21 protein-coding genes and 1 pseudogene are annotated in these 21,217 nt (G+C 57.1%); 10 read left to right on the forward strand and 12 right to left on the reverse strand.

Annotation, left to right across the window (positions count from 1 at the left end; genetic code table 11):
* Positions 1–58 precede the first annotated feature (58 nt).
* The 4 genes from tnpB to DJ564_RS11455 all read right to left on the reverse strand — a co-directional run bounded on the left by tnpB (position 59) and on the right by DJ564_RS11455 (position 4,278).
* Positions 59–394, reverse strand: a complete 336-nt coding sequence (gene tnpB / locus DJ564_RS32375; RefSeq protein ID WP_109629175.1) for an IS66 family insertion sequence element accessory protein TnpB — start codon at positions 392–394, stop codon at positions 59–61.
* Positions 391–723 carry a transposase gene (locus tag DJ564_RS11440; protein WP_256597419.1) on the reverse strand — a complete coding sequence of 111 codons (333 nt, stop codon included), beginning with the start codon at positions 721–723 and terminating at the stop codon, positions 391–393. Before DJ564_RS11440 ends, tnpB begins: the two co-directional genes overlap by 4 nt.
* A 503-nt stretch (positions 724–1,226) precedes the next feature.
* Complete coding sequence (locus tag DJ564_RS11450) at positions 1,227–2,993, reverse strand: ATP-binding protein (RefSeq protein ID WP_109629179.1); 1,767 nt, start codon at positions 2,991–2,993, stop codon at positions 1,227–1,229.
* 154 nt (positions 2,994–3,147) lie between these two features.
* Positions 3,148–4,278: a DUF3800 domain-containing protein gene (locus DJ564_RS11455; RefSeq protein WP_109629181.1), complete on the reverse strand. Its 1,131-nt coding sequence runs from the start codon at positions 4,276–4,278 to the stop codon at positions 3,148–3,150.
* Between the two features lie 173 nt (positions 4,279–4,451).
* Here DJ564_RS11455 and DJ564_RS11460 point away from each other — a divergent pair, with 173 nt between their 5' ends.
* A complete protein-coding gene (locus DJ564_RS11460) occupies positions 4,452–4,982 on the forward strand; it encodes a hypothetical protein (protein ID WP_109629183.1) in 531 nt (176 codons plus the stop codon).
* On the opposite strand, the gene DJ564_RS11465 is transcribed toward DJ564_RS11460, so the two are convergent.
* Positions 4,913–6,075 (reverse strand): IS3 family transposase gene (locus DJ564_RS11465; protein WP_109627876.1). Its coding sequence is split into 2 segments (ribosomal slippage): positions 4,913–5,820 and positions 5,820–6,075, totalling 1,164 coding nucleotides; the frame shifts between segments, so codons are not numbered across the junction. The genes DJ564_RS11460 and DJ564_RS11465 overlap by 70 nt on opposite strands.
* A gap of 109 nt (positions 6,076–6,184) precedes the next feature.
* Between DJ564_RS11465 and DJ564_RS11470 the strand changes: the two genes are divergently transcribed.
* Positions 6,185–6,745: a hypothetical protein gene (locus tag DJ564_RS11470; RefSeq protein WP_109629185.1), complete on the forward strand. Its 561-nt coding sequence runs from the start codon at positions 6,185–6,187 to the stop codon at positions 6,743–6,745.
* 534 nt (positions 6,746–7,279) lie between these two features.
* On the opposite strand, the pseudogene DJ564_RS11475 reads toward DJ564_RS11470, so the two are convergent.
* Positions 7,280–7,741: pseudogene (locus DJ564_RS11475) on the reverse strand (outer membrane protein OmpK); the annotation flags it as partial.
* A 264-nt stretch (positions 7,742–8,005) separates the two neighbouring features.
* Between DJ564_RS11475 and selD the strand changes: the two are divergent.
* Complete coding sequence (gene selD, locus DJ564_RS11480; RefSeq protein WP_109629187.1) at positions 8,006–9,040, forward strand: selenide, water dikinase SelD; 1,035 nt, start codon at positions 8,006–8,008, stop codon at positions 9,038–9,040.
* Positions 9,040–10,143, forward strand: a complete 1,104-nt coding sequence (gene mnmH, locus DJ564_RS11485; RefSeq protein WP_109629189.1) for a tRNA 2-selenouridine(34) synthase MnmH — start codon at positions 9,040–9,042, stop codon at positions 10,141–10,143. The genes selD and mnmH overlap by 1 nt, the downstream gene beginning before the upstream one ends.
* A 142-nt stretch (positions 10,144–10,285) precedes the next feature.
* Here mnmH and DJ564_RS11490 read toward each other — a convergent pair whose 3' ends face one another.
* Complete coding sequence (locus tag DJ564_RS11490; RefSeq protein WP_109629191.1) at positions 10,286–10,960, reverse strand: histidine phosphatase family protein; 675 nt, start codon at positions 10,958–10,960, stop codon at positions 10,286–10,288.
* 354 nt (positions 10,961–11,314) lie between these two features.
* On the opposite strand from DJ564_RS11490, the gene DJ564_RS11495 reads away from it, so the two are divergent.
* The 3 genes from DJ564_RS11495 to hemB all read left to right on the forward strand — a co-directional run bounded on the left by DJ564_RS11495 (position 11,315) and on the right by hemB (position 14,042).
* A complete protein-coding gene (locus DJ564_RS11495; protein WP_109629193.1) occupies positions 11,315–12,013 on the forward strand; it encodes a glutathione binding-like protein in 699 nt (232 codons plus the stop codon).
* A gap of 33 nt (positions 12,014–12,046) precedes the next feature.
* The gene (locus tag DJ564_RS11500; RefSeq protein WP_109629194.1) at positions 12,047–12,889 is read left to right on the forward strand and encodes a PhzF family phenazine biosynthesis protein; all 843 of its coding nucleotides are present in this window, start codon (positions 12,047–12,049) and stop codon (positions 12,887–12,889) included.
* Between the two features lie 178 nt (positions 12,890–13,067).
* Positions 13,068–14,042 (forward strand): porphobilinogen synthase, encoded by a 975-nt coding sequence (gene hemB, locus DJ564_RS11505; protein ID WP_109629196.1) that lies wholly within the window; start codon positions 13,068–13,070, stop codon positions 14,040–14,042.
* A gap of 198 nt (positions 14,043–14,240) precedes the next feature.
* Here the strand turns inward: hemB and DJ564_RS11515 are convergent, their stop codons facing one another.
* Complete coding sequence (locus DJ564_RS11515) at positions 14,241–15,776, reverse strand: FAD-dependent oxidoreductase (RefSeq protein WP_109629198.1); 1,536 nt, start codon at positions 15,774–15,776, stop codon at positions 14,241–14,243.
* Between the two features lie 206 nt (positions 15,777–15,982).
* Between DJ564_RS11515 and DJ564_RS11520 the strand changes: the two genes are divergently transcribed.
* Positions 15,983–17,077 (forward strand): DUF1615 domain-containing protein, encoded by a 1,095-nt coding sequence (locus tag DJ564_RS11520; protein WP_109629200.1) that lies wholly within the window; start codon positions 15,983–15,985, stop codon positions 17,075–17,077.
* An 80-nt stretch (positions 17,078–17,157) separates the two neighbouring features.
* On the opposite strand, the gene DJ564_RS11525 is transcribed toward DJ564_RS11520, so the two are convergent.
* Positions 17,158–17,559, reverse strand: a complete 402-nt coding sequence (locus tag DJ564_RS11525) for a hypothetical protein (RefSeq protein WP_083377053.1) — start codon at positions 17,557–17,559, stop codon at positions 17,158–17,160.
* Positions 17,560–17,783: 224 nt separating this feature from the next.
* On the opposite strand from DJ564_RS11525, the gene DJ564_RS11530 reads away from it, so the two are divergent.
* Positions 17,784–18,404, forward strand: coding sequence for an isochorismatase family cysteine hydrolase (locus DJ564_RS11530; protein ID WP_109629202.1), 621 nt, complete (start codon positions 17,784–17,786; stop codon positions 18,402–18,404).
* Between the two features lie 6 nt (positions 18,405–18,410).
* Here the strand turns inward: DJ564_RS11530 and DJ564_RS11535 are convergent, their stop codons facing one another.
* The 3 genes from DJ564_RS11535 to DJ564_RS11545 form a co-directional block, all read right to left on the reverse strand.
* Positions 18,411–19,130 carry an anti-sigma factor domain-containing protein gene (locus DJ564_RS11535; protein WP_109629203.1) on the reverse strand — a complete coding sequence of 240 codons (720 nt, stop codon included), beginning with the start codon at positions 19,128–19,130 and terminating at the stop codon, positions 18,411–18,413.
* Positions 19,127–19,648: a sigma-70 family RNA polymerase sigma factor gene (locus DJ564_RS11540; protein WP_371922062.1), complete on the reverse strand. Its 522-nt coding sequence runs from the start codon at positions 19,646–19,648 to the stop codon at positions 19,127–19,129. Before DJ564_RS11540 ends, DJ564_RS11535 begins: the two co-directional genes overlap by 4 nt.
* A gap of 98 nt (positions 19,649–19,746) precedes the next feature.
* A complete protein-coding gene (locus DJ564_RS11545; RefSeq protein WP_109629207.1) occupies positions 19,747–20,262 on the reverse strand; it encodes a DUF3455 domain-containing protein in 516 nt (171 codons plus the stop codon).
* Between the two features lie 158 nt (positions 20,263–20,420).
* Between DJ564_RS11545 and DJ564_RS11550 the strand changes: the two genes are divergently transcribed.
* A complete protein-coding gene (locus DJ564_RS11550) occupies positions 20,421–21,044 on the forward strand; it encodes a glutathione S-transferase (protein ID WP_109629209.1) in 624 nt (207 codons plus the stop codon).
* Positions 21,045–21,217 lie beyond the last annotated feature (173 nt).

Raw genomic sequence — 21,217 nt, forward strand, 5'->3', positions numbered from 1 at the left:
GCCGATTTTGCCAGAGCAGGCAATTCGCGACGATAGACCGATAGGCTAATGGCAGCCGTTAAAGCAGTGTGATCGAGCCTTCAGAACCTGCGCGTTGCCATGGCAGACCCAGCACCAATGCCTGAAGTTGCTCGGCATCCAGTTCCATCTCAGAACCATGGCGAATGCCAGGCCAGTGGAACTTGCCTTGGTTCAACCGGCGCGCCGCCAGCCATATTCCGAAGCCGTCATGCACCAGCACTTTCATGCGATTGGCGCGGCGGTTGGCGAACAGATAAGCGCAGTGCGGCTGCGCCGCACCGAACACTGCGATCACCTTGGCTAACGCCGTTTCGGTGCCTGCGCGCATGTCCATCGGTTCGGTGGCGAGCCAGATGGAGTCGATGCGAATCATCGCAAAAGGTCTCGAAGAAAAGTCGCACAGGCGGCAGCACTTTCAGTTGGCCAGTTCACTTTGATGGTGCCGCGCGGGTGCTGTATTTCAACGCAGATATTCGATGATGCTGGATGGGAGTTTGCCCCGGCCAGCGGCATGGCTAACGGAATAAATGCAGGTGGGAGCGCCGGGCTTTTCTGCGCTTGCAGCCGAATCCATTTGTGGACGAGGTTTGCGTTGAGGCTATGGCCGAGCGCGACGCTGGCAATCGAAGCGCCGGGCTGTGCACACTCTTGAATGACCTGGGCCTTGAAGGACTTGGAATAGGAACGGCGTGTTGGCTGCATGAAATACCCGCTTAAAAGGCTAGAACTGGTGCCCACTTAAATTTAAGTGCACACCATGTCTTGGCTTTGCGGGGCTGGGTAGATGACTTGGCCGGACGGTTACACTAAGTCGGCCAAGAGCCCGGATACTAAAGGATGTCTCGAAGCTGACGAGCAACCAAATCCATGCGGAAAGTTCGCTTGCCCACTCAGTTTTGCACCGAACGCCGTCAGTCAGATACGGGAATGACGATTTCCTATCTCGCGATGAAGGACTATTTCAAGGCTCGAAAAGTCTTTCATAAATCAATGCCCTGAGAAGGGCGAGAGCACCTAGGTGTCTAATCTAATCAGTCAAGTCCTTTGGTCGTTAGAAAGAGTAAGAGGGGCCGTAATTTCACGCTTACCCGCTGTGCGTCAATCAAGCAAGCGTCCGATGGAGCGATAGCTGTTGCCGGGCAAGCGGCAACAGCTCAGTTCCGTAGCTGTTGAGATCCAGATGTACCAAGCCCCCTATGGACGACCTACACCAGCGTCGCTCCAGGGAAGGTCGGTGCACGTTGAAGCTGCCATTCAATTTGTCGACGTGCTGTGGAAATAATGTCTGTAAACAATAGGCAGCTGACACCTGGTTCAAGTTCTCGGGAGGGGAAGCCATCAATCCGTCCTCCTATTACTAGAATTTTTATTGGCTTACCGGTATATCCGGAAAGCTCATTCCGATACCTAGTTGCTTGCTGGTAGTCCATATAGCTCAGAGAGTGGGAAGGACGCTTAAACTCGATCAGCAAGAACTCCCCAAGCAGGCTTTCATTCAGCAATAAGTCCGGACGAGTCGTGCCTTGTGCCCCAGAATACTTCTGATCCAGTAGCTCTTCGATCTGCCGTTTCAACGTGATATTGGAGCTGAAGATTGTGAACGCAGCGCCCAAAATCCAAAGGTTCACTTCTATAGCTTTGTGTACCGTCGACTCAAGGCAGGCTTCATTTCGGACTAGGCGTTCCAAGTCGTCCAAGAACTGCAATCTGGCCTTGGCTTGATCGACTAGAACGGCCATGTCTGCAAGACCAAAACTCTCCAGTGCATCAGCAAGGTTCACGATATCACCGCGATTTGCTTCAGCGAGGTGCTCGACGATAGAGCGGTATTCGGTACGCTCTACGGCCTCAAGAACGACAAATGCCAGAGCCTGTACCTTGTGGGCAGGTTCGTCGTAATACTTCTTCAAAACTTTTTTGATTGCTCGATCCGCGAACTCGCGCTTGTGCTGCGGCAGCTTTTCCAATCGGCCGGAGACTGCTTTTTGCAAGCGAGCGTGCGCCATCCGCATTTCCATGCCGTGCGTGGCGCGGAAAGCCTCAACCAAATTCTGTTGTACGAAGGCGACGATCTGTAGGTAGGCCTCACTGTTTTCGATTACCGAGTCCCAACCTGCTGTCACATAATCGATCAGCCCGTCGGCCTCGACCTCGCCATACAGCTTCTTTAACAGGCGAGCAGGAATCTCATCGTTATTCTCCAGGCCAAAAGAACCAGGCTTGCCGACCGCTTTTCCTTCCACCATCAGATTAATGCCGGGGCGTCTCAGGCCACTTTTCTTTTTGCTGATCGCGAAACGAAGAATCACCTCTCCTGCATGGGGAAATGTGCCCCGCACCTCAGCAAATTCGCCCTCAAGGTCATCAATACCCAGGGGTTTGCCATTGATGATGATCTTGAAGTCCTTTTGTCGACCGTACTCCATGATCAGCTCTTGGCGCAGGCGGTCAGCACTTGGGTAACGAAGCCCCTGGCGAAGATGCGTCAGTGTCACGCAGGTTCCGTGGTCTTCGGAGCTGCAATCGCTCACCTCTAACGGCAACGTCAAGTGCTCGATATCAGACGCCGACTCAAGATCCTGAATGCCGAGCGTGAACGAAATCTGCTGGCCACGAGCCTTTGTTGTGAGGCACATTACCGAAGCGGACATGAGCCCGGCGAACTTTCCGATCCCTTTCTTACCTTTGATCGGGCGCCGCTTTTTTGATGTGCGTCCATCATTCCGCATCCGCCGATCAGACGCGATTTTCAAATAGTGAGACTCAAGCTCCTGACGCGTCATCCCGTTGCCATTGTCACTCACGACTATCGGACCATCAGTCAATGGCTCAGGCAGTTCTATCACCACCTCTTCAGCATCTGCATCCCATGCGTTATCAACCAGCTCTTTAAGAGCTTTTTCTGTCGTCGAGTAGTCTTGGCTGAGCAACGTTGCCAGTCGGGAGTCAACCTGAAAGTTTGCTTGCTGCATCTCGTATTCCATCACGGAAGGTCGTTGGCCCTCAGGCACATCCAGGACATGCGCGAAAGGCTGTTTCAGCTCATTCTACACGGATGGCCTAATGATGGCTCGATGCGTATGAGAAGTGCGGGCCGTATCGAAATCAATCTTTCAACGTTCAGCCTTAGACGTTGAACCGCGCCGCTGAATCGAGTCCGTCAATGTCGCCTTCTTCAATTTTTAGATCCAGCATCTGGATAACGAGGTCAGCCATGTCGTCTTTAAAATTACGTTCCCCGTCATGGTTAAGAATTCGACCTATCGCTCCAGCGATCACATCTGACAATTGGATCAGAGCGCTATTTTTTGACGAGGCGGTCTGTAACGAGGTCAGTCGCAGCTTATCCTCATACCGTTTTTTGAAGGTTTCCCCTACACGGTCTCTTAGGTCAGAAATAACAAAGGAGTCCAGCGATTGCTCTTCATCCACAGTTACTTCCATCTCTCTGGGTAGATCTATCCTTCCACTTTCTAGCTCATGAGCAGCACCACGCGCAAGCATCAGCTCATGCAGCTTGAGAATTGTTTCTTCAATTGGACGATTGGTTTTTGCTCGCTCGACTGCTATATATTTAAATCCCAGATACTCACGATTTTCTACAATTATTCCAAGGTATGATTTAAGGGTTTCGTAATCGCTTTTACCAAATTTTGTAAAATGAACTTCTCTATTTTTCCATATGGATTTAGCTTTCCATTCGCTTATGGCTTTGCTGATGGCGAATACCGCTCTGCCATTGAGAACCCAAACGGATGCGACAATTACGAATTTGTGCGTTTTCCCTGTTTCATCTGAAAATATATGCACCTTCTTGACGGGTGGGGAGTCATCAATGACTGCCCCTTCCATTTTCTCTTCATTTCTTCTGCGGCCTTTCTTGATTTCACTGTCTGCTAAAAATAGCTCGTACTCGTTTTGTATTTTAGCGCGGGCACGGACTATGTAATGAAGCCGTTCCAGCTTGAAAAGATCTTTCGGTTGAATCCCGCTTTCTTTGTACAGGTCTGGTTGGAATATTTCCCAGTATTTCAATGAAAGTGAAATATCGCTGTTTCGAGTGTGAGGATAAAGGTTGAGTACGTATGCAACTCTAGGCTTCAAGGAAGAAAAATCAGCGGCAGCTACCGAAGATAGAAGCTCTTTTTTCTCCTTCTCAATTTTTTCGTCCTTGGTTAAAACCTTCTTCTCCGATTTTTTCTCGCCATCATCAGGTGGCAGCGGAACAGCTTCTTCAATGGGATAAACCGTGCTCATTACACATTCCTTGTTTTCAAGCTGTACGGGTTTTCGTTGAGTGCTTACAGGTGCAGTATTCCTTGATGATAGCCTATGGCTTGCATTACGTTAGGTGGGCTTTTCAGCTAGCCCGTAGCTAACGGCTGCCGGCAGTATGGTTCGATATAGAGCGTTTCATTGTAGGGGTAGGCATGAAGATTTGGGCGTGTGCGAAGGGTGCTAACGGCTTCATCAATCGGGAGGACGGTCGGTACAAGCTGTTCTTCATTTGGCAAGTCCTCAAGATGCGCCGCCTGAACCCTGCCGAATTCAGCGCGCTTACCTTCTTCAGTACCCATTCCCGCGTAGAGAAGCGCCGTGAGATGGTCGCCGTCAAGAATGGGTATTTTCGGTACAAGAGCGTCGATGTTCAGGCTACTCGATCTGATGATAGCGACGGAGAATCCCTTCCACACGCCTATCTGATAGCCATCCTCTCCCAGCTTCAAACGATCAATTTCAAGATTGGTGATGAGGTCGTCCCATTCACGTTCACACGCCTTGTAGCAGAGGAAACCCGGCTGCGATTCGGGAACGGCAATGTCTACGTTCCGGATCTATATGGCGAGTTCACCTCTGATAACCCCTTCTACCAGAGGTGGGACTGTAGTGGTCAACTAATCCCGGACACGACGTTAAGTTTTTCCTCGGCCCGCGCTGGAGCCAACCCATCGTTGAATTGATGAGGCCGAATCCAGTTGTAGCGATGCATCAAAAAATGGCTGATATCGCGCTGTGCTTCCTGCGCAGTTCGATAGCCCACGGTCGGTATCCATTCTGTTTTCAAGCTGCGAAATACGCGCTCCATCGGTGCGTTATCCCAGCAGTTTCCTCGTCGACTCATGCTTTGGCGCATGCGGTATCGCCACAACCGCTGGCGAAAGAGTCGGCTTGCATATTGCGATCCCTGGTCTGAGTGGAATAGCAGATCCGAAGGCCTGCCACGCTGCTCGTAAGCCATATCCAGCGCTTTGATCACCAGCTCAGCGTCTGGCTTTTCCGACAGCGCCCAGCCCACGATCCGACGCGTACAAAGATCCAGGACGACAGCCAGGTAATGCCACTTTCCTTGCGCCCAAATGTAGGTGATATCGCCGCACCAGACTTGATTGGGCGCAGGCACGTCGAACTCGCGGTTCAATGTGTTCGGGATATCCAGTCTTTCAACTGTTGCTCGTTTGTAGGCATGGGAGCCGGGTTGTTTGCTGACTAAATCAAGCTCGCGCATCAAGCTACGCACTTTGAATCGACCGAGTTGCTCACCGTCTTCACGCATCAGTGACAGGATGCTGCGACTGCCCGCAGAGCTGCGACTTTGCGAGAACAGCTCACTTACGCGACTACGCAATCGAAGCCGTTCAACATCCGGCGTGCGGCGCCGCAGGCGCTGGGCGTAGTAACACGAGCGAGTGACATCAAACACCTTGCACAGCCAATCAACCGGCTCATGTGCCCTCAACTGGTCAATCAGCGCGAACGCTCGTGATCTTCCGACATCAAGAGCGCGGTAGCCTTTTTTAGTATTGATTTCTCTCGCTCAAGCCGAGCAATCCGGGCTTCCAGCTCCTGAATTTTTTGCTGTTCCGGAGTCAGTGCCTTGCTCTGCGGGGTGACGCCTTTATGTTCTTTCTGAATCTGGTCAACCCAGCGGCGTAATGCCGATTCACCAATGCCGAGTGAACGGCTGGCTTCGATGTAGCTGTAGTTTTGTTTGAGCACAAGGTCGGCAGCCTCGCGCTTGAATTCAGGAGTAAAGGAGCGGCGTTGTTTGGTCATCTGACACCTCGATCTGGCGAGCATTCTCGCCTAAATGGGTGTCCGGTTTCATTAGACCACTACAGGCGGCAAGCTGGCGATTGAGATCCGCTACTCCAATTCGTGCAGCATGCAAAAGATCGTCGATTTCCGTGACCACGGGATCCCCATTATCGAAATCAAGATTGCCAAAAGCATTAATATTGAGACCTATATTGATAAAAATGACATTGAGGGAAGCATTGAGCGGGGATATCAGAAAATTAACGACATCGCTTCAACCCAGTTGTTTTGCAGAGTCCTCTCTAACCCAGTGAGTATTGAGTTTCATCAGGATTATGTTAGGCAAACTGAAAAGAATCGATTGGAGCAGGCAGAGAAAAACAGACATGACATGCTGGAAGTTGCCAGGAAGTACCGAGAGGCAGAATCTCTTGCTGCTGATGTTTCCAGGCAGCGAGACAATATTGCTGAAGCAAAAGATTTGCTGGCAAAGGACATGGCGGCTTTGGCGGTTTCAAATGATGGTCTGACGCAAACCGTGCAACAACTAAACGTCGAGCTGGGGGAATACAAGACGGCATATACGAGCAGGGTCAATGAGATCAAAAGCTTGAAGGGCGAATTGGAGAATGCCCAGGCGGGGTTTTGGACGAAAGTCTGGCGGGCTATCAGCTCTGAGAAGGTGTAATCGAAAGCACCTACAAGGGGCTTTTGGGTTTACAGATTATGTTTTTACCTTTTGCTTGGTTTTTTTCTTACTCGATAGCACTGATAATTTCGCTGAAAATACGGAATCGTTTACCCCGTAAGCTCCTTTCAAAGCAATCTTGAATGGGTCGCTCGGTTTCAGGCTCCGTATTGGCTGAGCGACCAGCATTGCGCGTTTTCAACATTGCAACCGAAAAGAACAAAAAATCTACGGAAGCCGGCATATAGGCTGCACCGCTCGATCCTAAGACCTTCGCCTCGATCCGCTTTCCGAAATTGAGGATGACTGCCTAGGCTGGATCAGAAAGATCAGAAAAGGCTGAGGTACGTATTTATGACGCCGATGCGTTGATCAGTGTCTTCCAAACAGGAAGTGATGGGAGTGGGGCCCCCGGCTTTTTTAAGACCTGAGGCGTCGTGGCAAATCGTGGACATGGCACTGATGCGAGTAAACCCTTGCAGGCACGGTGTTTCACGCTTGTCCGTCCATGAGTGATAAACCTTTGCACTCCTACCATTCCTTGAACGGCCCAATGGCCAGGCTGCGGCCGGCGAGGTAGTCGATGGAGATGCGCGGTTCGTGCTCCATGAACACAGGTGAACCGTGGTCCCATGCGCCTTTGTCATGACTGTTGCCGATGTCGAAGATCTTCGGGATGTCGATGTAGCCGTACAACTCGAACGGCCCCTTGCGCCCGAAGTACTCGTACTCCAGGTAAATGTCGTCGGCCGGTTGCGGGCCGAAACTGATGTCTTTGCTGCCGATGACGGTCAAGTCCTGGTTGAACCAGTCCGACAGGTAGACGCCTTTTTTCGGCGGGCTGGCTTCGGGGCTGAGGGTTTCGCCCTGGGCGGATTCTTCGGCGGGGGCCGGTTGCGCCAAAACGGTGCTGCTGAGTAGTCCTGTAACGCTGGCCAACAGCAAGGAAACAGCAAAGGTGCGCGAGCAAGTCACGCGGCTGGACGTGCGGTGCATTAAAAGTCCCTTTTCGTGCGGATCGAAGGCCCGATTCTTCGGGCTTGCGCAGTAATGTCGCGAAAACGTCTGTATCAGCGACTCGCAAACGTTTGCACAAGAGATGCCAATTATTTCAATTCCATGAAAAATAGATGAATTCAGAGTTTTTATTGTCGTTTTGGTCAGGTACGTGGGTAGCTGCTACAAAGCGTGTGGTGTTGCGCCTTGGATTGGCCGCCAATGCTAGACTCGCCCCCATTGTCTTCACGAGGTTATTCCCCCATGAGCGAGCCGATTCGTCTGACTCAATACAGCCACGGCGCAGGCTGTGGCTGCAAGATTTCGCCGCAGGTGCTGGAGGTGATTCTGGCCGGCAGCGGGGCGCAGAATCTGGACCCCAAACTCTGGGTCGGCAACGCTTCGCGCGATGACGCGGCGGTGTATGCGATCGACGACGAACGCGGCGTGGTCTCGACCACCGACTTCTTCATGCCGATCGTCGATGACCCGTTCGATTTCGGCCGCATCGCCGCCACCAATGCCATCAGCGATATCTACGCCATGGGCGGTGATCCGTTGATGGCGATTGCGATCCTCGGCTGGCCGGTGAATGTGCTGGCGCCGGAGATTGCCCGGGAAGTGATTCGCGGCGGTCGCTCGGTGTGTGACGAGGCGGGTATTCCGTTGGCCGGTGGGCATTCCATCGACGCGCCGGAGCCTATTTTCGGCCTGGCGGTGACCGGGCTTGTGCAAAAACGCCACATGAAGCGCAACGACACTGCCACCGCCGGCTGCCTGCTCTATCTGACCAAACCGTTGGGCATCGGCATCCTCACCACCGCCGAGAAGAAGGGCAAGTTGCGCACGACCGACATCGGCCTGGCCCGCGACTGGATGTGCACCCTGAACAAACCCGGCAGCCGCTTCGGCAAGCTCGACGGCGTAACCGCAATGACCGACGTCACTGGCTTCGGTTTACTGGGTCATCTGGTGGAAATGGCCGATGGCAGCAACGTCACCGCGCGCATCGAATACAACCGTGTGCCGCGTCTGCCGGGGGTCGAGTATTACCTCGATCTGGGCTGCGTACCGGGCGGCACCTTGCGTAATTTCGACAGCTACGCCAGCAAGGTCGGGCGCGTGCAGGAACTGCATAAACGGGTGCTGTGCGATCCGCAGACCAGCGGTGGCCTGCTGGTTGCGGTCACGCCGGAAGGCAACGAACAGTTCCTCAAAGTGGCCAGCGAACTGGGCCTGTCCCTTGAGCCGATCGGTGAGCTGGTTGAGCGACAGACCAACGCGGTCGAGGTGTATTGATGTCAATCGACTTCACCGATTACCGCGACATCTTCCTCAACGACCGGCCGATGATGGATACCCGCGCGCCGGTCGAATTCCACAAGGGTGCATTCCCCGGTGTGGTCAATCTGCCGCTGATGAATGACCACGAGCGGCAACGGATCGGCACCTGCTACAAACAACACGGCCAGCAAGCGGCGATCACCCTGGGGCATCAACTGGTGTCCGGCGAGATCAAGGCAGAACGGATCCAGGCCTGGGCCGATTTTGCCCGGGCGCATCCTGAGGGTTATCTGTATTGTTTTCGCGGCGGCTTGCGTTCGCAGATCGTCCAGCAGTGGCTCAAGGACGAGGCCGGCATCGACTATCCACGCGTCGGTGGCGGCTACAAGGCGATGCGCAGCTTCCTGCTGGACACGATCGATCAAGCCGTTGCTCAGTGCGATTTCGTGTTGCTGGGTGGCATGACCGGCACCGGCAAGACCGAGGTGCTCACGCAGCTGCGCAACGGCCTCGATCTCGAAGGTCACGCCAATCACCGCGGTTCCAGCTTCGGCAAACGTGCCACCGGCCAACCCTCCAATATCGACTTTGAAAACCGCCTGGCGGTGGACGTGCTGAAGAAGCGCGCCCATGGCATCGAGCAGTTTGTGCTGGAAGACGAAAGCCGCGCGATCGGAAGCTGCGCGTTGCCGTTGCCGCTGTTTCAAGGCATGCAGCAGTTCCCGATGGTCTGGCTGGAAGACAGTCTGCAAGGGCGGGTCGAACGGATCTTGCGCGATTACGTCGTGGACCTGTGTGCCGAATTCATCAGCGTGCATGGCGATGAGGGTTTTGCGCTGTTTTCCGAGCGTCTGCTGGAGAGCCTGAACAACGTGCAGAAGCGTCTGGGCGGTGAACGGCATCGGCGGATGTTGATCTTGATGGAAGACGCGCTGGCGGAGCAGGCGAATAGCGGGGTGGTGGATTTGCACCGGGGCTGGATCGAAGGGTTGCTGCGTGAGTATTACGATCCGATGTATGCGTTTCAGCGGGAGAAGAAGGGCGCGCGGATTGAGTTTGTCGGGGAGAAGGGCGCGGTTCTTGAGTACCTGCGCGAGCGTGCTATCCAGCGAGGATAACGTTGTTTTTGCCGGCCTCATCGCGGGCAAGCCCGCTCCCACAGGGTTTGTGTTCACCACGGATCCCTGTGGGAGCGGGCTTGCCCGCGATGAGGCCCAAACAGGCGCTATAAACTTTAATGCCGGGAAGGGGCCCGACAGCTTAAGTCGGACACGTCTCCCGTCCATTATCCAGCCCTTGCTTATAACTGTGGCTCTGCAGACTCGCCTTGCCGTTGTGCCACGTCAGCGTAAGCACAAACAGCGAGTCGTAGTCGCTGGATTCCCAGTCTTCAGTGATCTTCTGTTTCTTGCCGACCGCGTCGCCCGCGACCTTGTTGATCAGCTCGGGCAGGTAACCGTGGGACCAGGCCGTGTAGATGACCGAGTTGTGATACTTGTCGTGGAGTAATTCGTCCGCCAGGTCGCTGGTGTCGTTGGCCGAAAAGTTGATGTTCACTGGCAAGCCGAGCTTGATCGCGCTGGGGCTGATGGTCATCAGCGGGCGGATGTAGCTGTAGGAATTGTCCAGTTCGCCTTCCTCGACATTGCGGGTCGGGTTGGCGGCAAAGACATAATTGGCCTTGCCGAATTTTTCCGGCAGCAAGGTGGCCAGATCGATGGCGCGGTTCAAGCCCTGGCAATTGAGCTGGCCCAGGCCGCCTTCGGGTTTTTCCGCGTGACGCAGGAACACCAGGGTCTGGGTGCCGTCTGCCGGTTGGGCGCGGCTCTCGCTGGACTCCAGGGAAAGGAACAACGCGCTCACCGCCAGCAGGGAGGGCAGGACGACATACGCACGTTGCTTGAAGCGATTGGCAAATTTCAAAAGGTTCATCATTTGAATAGGTGATCTTCAGCTTATTCGGTTAAGGCTGACAAACCTTTACACCACGAGCTCCCCGCATCGGGTGTTTTCCATGTCGTTGGGCCGGTCCGTTTCCGAAAGGGCAGTTCTCAGAGTCCTCTGAAGCCCATTTGGTTCGATTCCGGCGAGTGCACCGCAATGTACCGGTTACCTTGCATGGGTTGGATCAGAGGTTATCGACAGGATGTTGCGGATTTATGGACACGGTACACGTAGAGGCGCCGAAGAAAGACTGCAATGTTTTGATCTTGTTCATCAGCAAGATTGATACGAAAAAAGCCGGCTCCTCCATTATGATCAGCGCTACTTTTCCCTGTGGATGCTCCCATGACCGATCTGTCCGCGTTCCCGATTACCCACAAATGGCCGGCTCAATACCCAGACTGGATCCAGCTGTACTCCTTGCCGACCCCCAACGGCGTCAAGGTGTCGATCATGCTCGAAGAGATTGGTCTGCCTTACGAGCCCCATCGCGTGGGCTTCGACACCAACGATCAAATGTCCCCTGCGTTTCTGTCGCTGAACCCCAACAACAAGATCCCGGCGATCCTCGACCCCCACGGTCCCGATGACAAACCCCTGTCGTTGTTCGAATCCGGCGCGATCCTGATTTACCTCGCCGACAAGAGCGGCCAGTTGCTGGCGCAGGAATCGGCGGCGCGTTACGAGACGATCCAGTGGTTGATGTTCCAGATGGGCGGCATCGGGCCGATGTTCGGCCAACTCGGTTTCTTCAACAAATTCGCCGGCAAGGACTACGAAGACAAGCGTCCGCGTGACCGTTACGTCGACGAAAGCAAGCGCCTGCTCAAAGTGCTGGATGGCCGTCTGGACGGACGCGACTGGATCATGGGCGAACGCTACACCATCGCCGACATCGCGACCTTTCCGTGGGTGCGCAACCTGATCGGCTTCTATGAAGCCGGCGATCTGGTGGGCATCAAGGATTTCCCCAATGTCACACGCGTACTGGAGCGTTTCCTGGCGCGGCCGGCGGTGATCCGAGGGCTGGAAATTCCCAAGTAAACCTCTTCGACTTTCTCAAGACCAAGGCAGGCAATGAGCTCATACGATTTCAAGCAAGTGGATGTCTTCAGCCGGGTTGCGCTCAAGGGCAATCCGTTGGCGGTCGTATTTGGCGCAGACAGGCTCAGTGATGAACGCATGGCGGCGTTCGCGACCTGGACCAACCTCAGCGAAACCACGTTCATCCTCGAACCGCGCGACCCTCGCGCGGACTATCGGGTACGGATCTTCACCACCCTGAACGAGTTGCCGTTTGCCGGTCACCCGACGCTCGGCACCTGCCACGCATGGCTTGAAGCCGGTGGCGTGCCCAAGGGCGACGAGATCATTCAGGAGTGCGGCGTCGGTCTGGTGCGGGTCCGCAGGCAAGGCGCGGAGCTGGCCTTTCTTGCGCCGCCACTGATCAGGACCGGGCCGGTGGACGCCGACGTGGTCGAGCGCGTGCGCCGTGGGCTGCGGTTGGAGCCGGGTGCGATTGTCCGGGCTCAGTGGGTCGATAACGGAGCCGGCTGGTTGGCGGTGATGGTCGAGGATCGCCGGCAGGTCCTGGATTTGCAACCGGATCATTCACAAATGCTCGGCCTGGCCGTCGGCGTGATTGCGCCGTGGCACCCCGAGCGCGATGGCGATAACGCGCAGTTTGAAGTGCGCGCCTTCATCTCCGGCGACGGCATGCCGGAAGACCCGGCCACCGGAAGCCTGAACGCCGGGATTGCGCAGTGGTTGCTTGCTGAAGGCCTGGCGCCGGCGTCTTACGTGGTCAGCCAGGGCCTGACCATGGGGCGCGCGGGGCGCATTCAAGTGGAGCAGGTGGGGGATGAGATCTGGATTGGCGGGTCTGTGGTGACCTGCATAAGCGGCACATTGACGCTTTAACCCTTAACCCTGTGGGAGCGGGCTTGCCCGCTCCCACAGGGTTTTGTACTGGACGCGCGATTGTTGCCGAACCGGTAACGGTGTGTTTTGCGCCTGAGGTTTGTGCCCTGCGCCTCGCAGGGCATAAGCTTCGCCCCCTACGACTTTCGTCTTGCCCTCGGTTTTTCAGGAACCCCTCATGTCCAGCCAGTTCCCCGAAGCACGTCCACGCCGTTTGCGCCGCAATGCGAGCCTGCGCAGCTTGTTCCAGGAAACCGAGTTCAGCCTGAACGACCTGGTGCTGCCGATTTTCGTCGAGGAAGAAATCGATGATTTCGTGCCGATCAAGAGCATGCCGGGCGTGATGCGCATTCCGGAGTCGAAACTGGCTGGCGAGATCGAACGCTACGCCCGCGCCGGGATCAAGTCGGTGATGACGTTCGGCGTGTCCCATCATCTGGACAGCAGCGGCAGTGATACCTGGAACGACAACGGCCTGGTGTCGCGCATGTCCCGTATTGCCAAGGATTCGGTGCCGGAGATGATCGTGATGTCCGACACCTGCTTTTGCGAATACACCGATCACGGCCATTGTGGCGTGATGCACAACCACGAAGTCGACAACGACCAGACCCTGATCAACCTCGGCAAACAAGCCGTGGCGGCAGCCCGGGCGGGGGCTGATGTGATTGCTCCGTCAGCGGCCATGGACGGGCAGGTCCAGGCCATTCGCCGGGCACTCGACGCAGCCGGTTTCACCCAGACTGCGATCATGGCCTATTCGACCAAGTTCGCGTCCGCGCTTTACGGCCCGTTCCGCGAAGCCGGCGGCAGCGCGCTCAAAGGCGACCGCAAAAGCTACCAGATGAACCCGATGAACCGCCGCGAAGCGGTGCGCGAGTCGCTGATGGACGAGCAGGAAGGCGCCGATGCGTTGATGGTCAAGCCGGCCGGCGCGTACCTGGACATCATCCGCGACATTCGCGAAGTTTCGCGTTTGCCGCTGTCGGCGTATCAGGTCAGCGGCGAGTACGCGATGATCAAGTTCGCCGCACAGGCCGGGGCGATTGATGAGGATCGCGTGGTGCGTGAAAGCCTTGGGGCGATCAAGCGTGCGGGGGCGGACCTGATCTTCACCTACTTCGCGATGGACCTGGCGCTGGCCGGGATCTAACGGCTAGCACTCATCCCTGTGGGAGCGGGCCTTTGTGGCGAGGGGGCTTGCCCCCGTTGGACTGCGTAGCAGTCCCATAACCTGAAAGCGCGGTGTGTCAAATTTGGCCCGAGCTCAGATATTGGGGCCGCTTCGCGACCCAACGGGGGCAAGCCCCCTCGCCACAAAAGCCCGCTCCCACAGGGATTTTGGGTGTCTTCAGGGGCTGCCAATAAACGGCCGGATTCCGTGCTCCTTGAAGTAGCGCTCAATCACCTTGGGATCGGCCGAGTTGTCGGCAATCGCCACATACGTATCCGGCCGCAGCAGGTAAAACCCGTTACGCCCCAACCCCGCTGCTTCAAACGCCGGCCGCCAGTCGAACACGTGCAACGGCACGTGATGCTCGTGGCACCAGGCGATCATTTCGTCGCTGGTGTCGCCATACACATGCACTTGCCAGGTCAGGCACTTCAATGATTCGAAATTGTCCCCCTCACCGTCGTGCGCCCAGGGCAGGCGATCGCCGCCATGAACATGGCCGGAGACACCCGTGCTCAAGGCTGTCCCACGATAGTTCAGGGTGATCTGCGACACGGTGCGAAACAGAAACTCGCGGGAGGTCTCGAATGAGGCCATTTTCGGGATCAGGAACGGCGCCAGGCGGGTGCGCAGCAAATCGGCCAGGCGCCCTTCGGCGGTGACGAAGGTGAACACCCGGTCGGTGGTGGCCACCAGTTTTCGGGCAAAAGCGATGCGTTCGGTTTCGTAGGAGTCGAGCAGCGTGGCCGTGGCGCCGCCGCTTAAGACGGCCGCGAGTTTCCAGGCCAGGTTGATGGCATCGCCGATCCCGGTGTTCATGCCCTGGCCACCCGCCGGGCTGTGGACGTGGGCCGCGTCGCCCAATAGAAAGGCGCGACCGTTGCGAAAGTGATCCGCCACGCGGTGATGCACCCGATAAGTCGAGAACCAGTTCACCTGATCAATCTGCACCTTCATATGCTCGATGGCCCGGCTGCTGACGTCCTCAAATTGCAGGGTCTCAGCACGGTCGGCGCGCTCGTCGCGCACGGTGCCGATCAAGCGGGCGCGGCCTTCACCGGCTAACGGAAACACCGCGAGAAAGTCCGCTTCATCCAGGTCCAGGTGCAGTTCACCGTTGAACGTCGGCCCGCGAGCCTGGACGTCGGCCACGTAGAAAATCTGCTGGTAGGTGCCGCCGGGAAAACCGGTGTCCAGGGTTTTGCGCACGATCGACCGGGCGCCGTCGCATCCCGCCAGATAACACGCCTGGCAGATTTCCTGCTGGCCATCGGGCAAACGCAGCCTTGCGCTGATGCCATCGCCGGTTTCTTCAAAATTTTCCAGTTCGGTGTTGCGCTCGACCTTGATGCCGAACCCTTCGAGGCGTTCAATCAGCAACTGTTCGTGTTCGTCCTGAGGGAACATCTCGAGAAACGCGTAAGGCGTCAGCCCCTCGCCGATACCGGTCAATGGCAGGCGCGCCACGGGCTCGCCCTTGACCCAGAAATTCGCCGCGTCCACTCGATGACCTTTCTGTACCACGGCATTGCTGAGGTCGAGCTGGCGATAAAGCTCCAGCGTCCGCGCCTGGACCGCCAGCGCCCGCGACGTGGTGCCGGGGGCCGACGTCTTGTCGATAATCCGTACCCGAATTCCCAGTTTGCTCAGCCACAGCGCCAGTACCAGCCCGGTCGGGCCAGCGCCGACGATCAGTACGTCACTACGGTTCATGAGCCTGTCCTCCTCGGTGTGTGGCTCCAGTATGGTCTAGCACGGGCATATGAAAAGGCCGGCCGCCCAACGGAAAAAGGCCCCGCAACCGTGAAGTGGCGGGGAGATGCCGGGCAAGGGGAACGGGGCGTTGCGGCAGGAGTCATAGCCTGCGCCATGCCTTTGATCGTATGGTTAACCCGGTTCAGCAGCGTTGATGGAGCACCATGCAAGCCAATCGATTGATCATGAGCGTCGCTGCATTGCTGGTGCTGGCCGGTTGCGGCACCCAGCGCACTCAGGAGTTGCCGGCCCGAAAACCCGCCGAGGTCAAGGCCGAGATCGTGCGCCTGCTGCCGGCGAAAACCGTCGACCGCCAAGGCTGGGCCACGGACATCTACGCTGCTTTCGCCGCGCAGAACATCTATCCGTCCACGCAAAACCTGTGTTCGGTACTCGCGGTCACCGAGCAAGAATCGACCTTTCAGGTCGACCCACCCGTGCCGGGCCTGGGCAAGATTGCCCGCGAAGAGATCGACCGTCGTGCCGCCAAAGTGCATATCCCCAGCCTGCTGGTCAGCGGTGCACTGCAGGTCAGTTCATCCAACGGTAAAAGCTACAGCGACCGGTTGAATGCGGCGCGCAGCGAAAAAGAGCTCAGCGCGATTTTCGATGACTTCATCGGCATTGTGCCCATGGGGCGAACCTTGTTTGCAGGGCTCAACCCGGTGCACACCGGTGGGCCGATGCAGGTCAGCATCGATTTTGCCGAGCAGCAGGCGCGGGATTATCCGTATCCGGTGGACGGCTCGATCCGTCGTGAAGTGTTCAGCCGTCGCGGCGGCATGTACTTCGGCATTGCTCACTTGCTCGGGTACCCCGTGAGCTACAAGCAACCGCTGTATCGCTTCGCCGATTTCAATGCCGGCTGGTACGCCAGCCGCAATGCGGCGTTTCAGAACGCGGTGAGTCGTGCAACAGGTATCCCTTTGGCGCTGGATGGGGACCTGGTGCGTTACGACGCGATCATGCCGGGCACTACGGAGTTGGCAGTGCGTACGTTGGGCAAACAACTGGGCATGCGCAACACGACCATTCGGGATCAATTGGAGGAGGGCAAAAACCTCCAGTTCGAAGATACCCAGCTCTATTCGCGGGTGTTCGACCTGGCCGAGAAGGCGCAAGGTCGCCGGTTACCTAGGGCGGTGTTGCCGGGAATCGTGCTGCAAAGCCCGAAAATCACCCGCAAACTCACGACAGCGTGGTTTGCCAAGCGGGTCGATGAGCGTTATCAGCGATGCATGACGCGGGTGGGCAAGTGATCGGTCGCAAAAAACAGGCGTAAAAAAACCCGGCTGATAAGGCCGGGTTTTTCGTCGAGTACTGCGGTGAAACCAATCATTTATGCAGCGCGGCTTTCGATCAGGCGGTCAGAGCCACCTTCAGCAACGCGGTTTTCGATCAGACGGTCGGAACCACCTTCAGCAACGCGGTTTTCGATCAGACGGTCGGAACCACCTTCAGCAACGCGGTTTTCGATCAGACGGTCGGAACCACCTTCAGCGACGCGATTCTCGATCAGACGATCCGAGCCACCTTCAGCAACGCGATTCTCGATCAGACGATCCGAACCACCTTCAGCGACGCGGTTTTCGATCAGGCGGTCGGAACCACCTTCAGCCACACGGCTTTCAATCAGACGATCCGAGCCGCCTTCAGCGACAACCGGGTGAGCAGAAGAAGCGGCGAAAGCGTTAACTGCGAAAACCGAGAAAGCGATGCTGAGAAGGATTTGGCGTTTCATGATGGTGTGCTCCGGGGTGTAGTTGTTTGGTATGGAGCCGATCTTACGCCGCGGATTTTTTATGAGAACTTCATTGAGGTGATGGTGAACATCGACGGCAATGATAGGTCGCGCGATACCCCCTCGTGGGCGTGATGGTTCAGTCGTCGGATGGTCGCGATTGGATTGAGCGGCGCTTCTACACTGGATAGCTGGCGCGTGCCCTTGCCCTTGAGGAGTCAATCATGAATGCCAGTGCCTACGTTCCAGCCCACACCGGCCTGCTGCTGGTGGATCCTTACAACGACTTCCTCAGCGAAGGCGGCAAGCTCCACGGCCGCGCTCAACCTGTGGCTGACAGCGTCGGTACGCTGGCCAACCTGAAGAACGTGGTGGCGGCCGCTCGCAAGGCCGGCATCCAGGTTTTCTACGTTCCGCATCACCGCGCCGAACCAGATGAACTGGCGCGCTGGAAACACCCGAGCCCCTATCAACAAGGTGCCAGCCGTGCGCAAGTGTTTGCGCTCGGAACCTGGGGCGGAGAGTGGCACCCGGACTTTCAGCCCGCGGCCGGTGACGTGCTCGTCAAGGAACACTGGGGCGGCAGTGGTTTCGCCAACACCGATCTGGATTACCTGCTCAAACAACACGGGATCGACAAGGTCGTGGTGGTAGGAATGCTCGCCAATACGTGCATCGAAAGCACCGCCAGATTCGCCGCTGAACTGGGCTATCACGTGACGCTGGTGCGCGACGCCACTGCCGCTTTCAGTACCGAGGCCATGCACGCCGCCCATGAGATCAACGGGCCGACCTATGCCCACTCGATTGTCACGACGGCGGAGTTGATCGCGGCGCTCGCCTGATCGCGGTCAGATGACTTTCACTGCCCGTCCGATGAACTGGATCGGTCCGGTGGGCTTGCCGATCGGTGAGCCCTGCGGGTTTTCCAGAGTCAGTTCGAACAGTTGGTTGGGTTGCAGCGGCGGCAATTTGTCGAGCGGGATGGACAGCGTCTGTCCCGGTTTGACCAACCCCAGTGACACCGGTCCTTGCCAGCCATCGGCCTTGGTCCAGAACTCCAGCGCCTTGTCGGCCGGGACCTCGACGATGCCCAGCGGAATCAGCTGGATTTCCCGCGGGTTGCTGGCCTGGATCACCCAGCCCGGTGCCTTGTCCTGGGGGCCGACCAACACCACCAGGTAGGTCGGCTTGACGGTGGTCTGCGTCAGCATCAATGCGCCGAGCAGCAACGTGGCAGCCAGACCTGCACCGGCGAGCCCGCGCCAGAGCGGCAACAGATTCCACCAGGATGAAGACTGAGCCGCGACAGGCGAAGTCGGCCGATTCACGTTATTCACGCTGCGCTCGATACGCTGCCAAAGGTGGGGTGACGGCGGGTGAGGCGCGGCCAGATCGGTCAGGCCGAGCAGTCGACGTTCCCAGGCATCCACGGCGGCCCTTAGCTCAGGTTCGTCGCGCAGGCGCTGCCGGACCTGAGTGCGAAGCTCTGCCGACAGTGTGCCCAACACATATTCGCTGGCCAGTTCATCGAGTTCTTCCGGGGTTTCATTCGTTGGTTTGCTGATCATCCCATGCACTCCCGCAATGCCGTCAGGCTCCGCTTGATCCAGGCTTTGACGGTGCCCAGCGGGGTGCCGAGTTTGTGTGAGATTTCAGCGTGAGAGTACCCGTCGACGTAGGCATGCAGGATACAGACGCGCCTTGCAGGGTCCAGTTGTTCCAGGCAGTGATAAATGCGCCCCGAATGAGCCTCAGCATCGAGTGTTGCGGTGTCCTCCACCTCATCGAAATCGCTTTGAATCTCGCGGCTGTTGTCACGGATGAAGTTCAGTGCCAGATGCCGCGTCAAACTGAACATCCAGCCCCGTGCCGAGCCTCGCGCCGGATCGAACTGCGCGGCGCCATTCCATATCTTGATGAAGGCGTCGTGGACGATGTCTTCCGCCAGCGCAGTGTCACGCACCAGGCGTTTGGCAACGCCCAGCAGGCGCTGACTCTCCTGCACATACAAATCACGCAGGGCCTGACGTTCACCGCGGGCGCAGGCGGCGATGTGGGCTTCGTAATCGAAAAGAGTTTCGGGCAAGGACACTGTATTCAGCCGTCAATAATGGGTCGCAGCCCCGGGCCACAGGACCGGGGCCAGTGCTGAGCAGCGTAGACCAATTTCCCGCAGGCCTTGTTTCAGTTGGCCGCCCAGAAAATGTAATCCGCCTGGTACTTCACCACTTCTTGCTTGCCCTTGTTGGCGGTCGAACATTCAGTGCTCGGGGCCACGCCACCTTTGAGGGCGACGCGCTGGATGTAGCTGACGCCGGTCATCGCACCTTTGCCTTCAGCCGGATTAGCCTTGACCAGTTGGTAGGGCAGGTTGCCCGGACTCGAAGGCGCGACAGCCAACTGGGTGCCGGTGACTTTCGAGCCATCTTTCGCCTGCCAGGTAGCTGGCGGCCCGAAATAGGTGCCGATCTGTTTGCCGCTGCGATCATTGAGTACCGCTTTGGGACCGACAAACAACCATTCGGTCTGGCCGGCAGGATTGATCTTGCATTCGTAAGTAATCTCGCCGACACCGGTGGTTTCGAGGGCGACCTTGTGCCCGTCCGGGACCTTGATGCTGTCGGGCACGCCTGGCTGGGCGTAGGCCATGGAACCTGCGACGAACAAACCGGCAAGGCAAATCAGCTGTCTGGCGTTCATGAATAGCGCTCCGTAAATGAGTAATCTGCTCGGCAGCCTCAGGGCTGCTACAGGTACTACCCATCGGAAAGCGATTTGGATGCAGTGGTATAAAAAGAAATTTTCCAGCATGGTCAGTATCAGATGCTACAACGAGACAATCTTGAAGGGGGGTGCTTATGTATCAGCTCTACGGACACCAGAACTCCGGCGCCGCCGCGATAGAAGCCGCCCTCGAGCTCTGTGAAATCCCTTATCGCTTCATCGACGTCGAGTCGTCTGCAGAGGCCGCCAAAGCCCTGGAGAAACTCAACCCGCTCAAGCAGATTCCCACCTTGCAACTGCCCGACGGCAGCATTCTCACCGAGAGCGCGGCGATCCTGATTCATCTGGCGCTGGCGTTTCCCGAGTCGAACCTGCTGTCGAAAACCCCCGCCGAGCGGGATCAGGCCATCCGCGGCCTCGCGTTCATCGTCAGCAATTGCTACGCGGCCATCGGCATCATCGATTACCCCGAGCGCTGGCTGATCGAGGCGAATCAATCGGCCATGGAAAACCTCATGACCGGCGCCCGTCGACGGTTGCACTGGAGTTGGGAGGTGTTTGCCGATCAGTTCTCGGGCGAGTTGTACCTGGACGACGAGACGCCGGGCGCACTGGATGTGCTGGCGGCGGTAGTGACGCGGTGGGCGGGCAGTCGCGAGCATCTGCGCAATGCCCGACCCGGTTTTTATGCCTGGCTGACACGCATCGACCGCCATCCCACGCTGGCCCCCGTCTTCGCCCGCCACTGGCCAACCTGAAAACACCACCAACCCAATGTGGGAGCGACCTGTGGAGAGGGGATTTATCCCCGTTGGGTCGCGAAGCGGCCCCAAAACCTGCAGCCGCCGTCATTCAGGTAAACCACTTGCATAGGTTTTACGACTGCTTCGCAGCCGAACGGGGATAAATCCCCTCGCCACAGTTCGCTCCC

The sequence above is a fragment of the Pseudomonas sp. 31-12 genome (assembly GCF_003151075.1).
Lineage (GTDB): Bacteria > Pseudomonadota > Gammaproteobacteria > Pseudomonadales > Pseudomonadaceae > Aquipseudomonas.

What these genes read in the sequence shown, in the direction of transcription:
- tnpB (WP_109629175.1), bottom strand. Translation starts at nt 394, where the DNA reads ATGATTCGCATCGACTCCATCTGGCTCGCCACCGAACCGATGGACATG.
- DJ564_RS11440 (WP_256597419.1), bottom strand. Translation starts at nt 723, where the DNA reads ATGCAGCCAACACGCCGTTCCTATTCCAAGTCCTTCAAGGCCCAGGTC.
- DJ564_RS11450 (WP_109629179.1), bottom strand. Translation starts at nt 2,993, where the DNA reads ATGCAGCAAGCAAACTTTCAGGTTGACTCCCGACTGGCAACGTTGCTC.
- DJ564_RS11455 (WP_109629181.1), bottom strand. Translation starts at nt 4,278, where the DNA reads ATGAGCACGGTTTATCCCATTGAAGAAGCTGTTCCGCTGCCACCTGAT.
- DJ564_RS11460 (WP_109629183.1), top strand. Translation starts at nt 4,452, where the DNA reads ATGAAGATTTGGGCGTGTGCGAAGGGTGCTAACGGCTTCATCAATCGG.
- DJ564_RS11470 (WP_109629185.1), top strand. Translation starts at nt 6,185, where the DNA reads ATGCAAAAGATCGTCGATTTCCGTGACCACGGGATCCCCATTATCGAA.
- selD (WP_109629187.1), top strand. Translation starts at nt 8,006, where the DNA reads ATGAGCGAGCCGATTCGTCTGACTCAATACAGCCACGGCGCAGGCTGT.
- mnmH (WP_109629189.1), top strand. Translation starts at nt 9,040, where the DNA reads ATGTCAATCGACTTCACCGATTACCGCGACATCTTCCTCAACGACCGG.
- DJ564_RS11490 (WP_109629191.1), bottom strand. Translation starts at nt 10,960, where the DNA reads ATGATGAACCTTTTGAAATTTGCCAATCGCTTCAAGCAACGTGCGTAT.
- DJ564_RS11495 (WP_109629193.1), top strand. Translation starts at nt 11,315, where the DNA reads ATGACCGATCTGTCCGCGTTCCCGATTACCCACAAATGGCCGGCTCAA.
- DJ564_RS11500 (WP_109629194.1), top strand. Translation starts at nt 12,047, where the DNA reads ATGAGCTCATACGATTTCAAGCAAGTGGATGTCTTCAGCCGGGTTGCG.
- hemB (WP_109629196.1), top strand. Translation starts at nt 13,068, where the DNA reads ATGTCCAGCCAGTTCCCCGAAGCACGTCCACGCCGTTTGCGCCGCAAT.
- DJ564_RS11515 (WP_109629198.1), bottom strand. Translation starts at nt 15,776, where the DNA reads ATGAACCGTAGTGACGTACTGATCGTCGGCGCTGGCCCGACCGGGCTG.
- DJ564_RS11520 (WP_109629200.1), top strand. Translation starts at nt 15,983, where the DNA reads ATGCAAGCCAATCGATTGATCATGAGCGTCGCTGCATTGCTGGTGCTG.
- DJ564_RS11525 (WP_083377053.1), bottom strand. Translation starts at nt 17,559, where the DNA reads ATGAAACGCCAAATCCTTCTCAGCATCGCTTTCTCGGTTTTCGCAGTT.
- DJ564_RS11530 (WP_109629202.1), top strand. Translation starts at nt 17,784, where the DNA reads ATGAATGCCAGTGCCTACGTTCCAGCCCACACCGGCCTGCTGCTGGTG.
- DJ564_RS11535 (WP_109629203.1), bottom strand. Translation starts at nt 19,130, where the DNA reads ATGATCAGCAAACCAACGAATGAAACCCCGGAAGAACTCGATGAACTG.
- DJ564_RS11545 (WP_109629207.1), bottom strand. Translation starts at nt 20,262, where the DNA reads ATGAACGCCAGACAGCTGATTTGCCTTGCCGGTTTGTTCGTCGCAGGT.
- DJ564_RS11550 (WP_109629209.1), top strand. Translation starts at nt 20,421, where the DNA reads ATGTATCAGCTCTACGGACACCAGAACTCCGGCGCCGCCGCGATAGAA.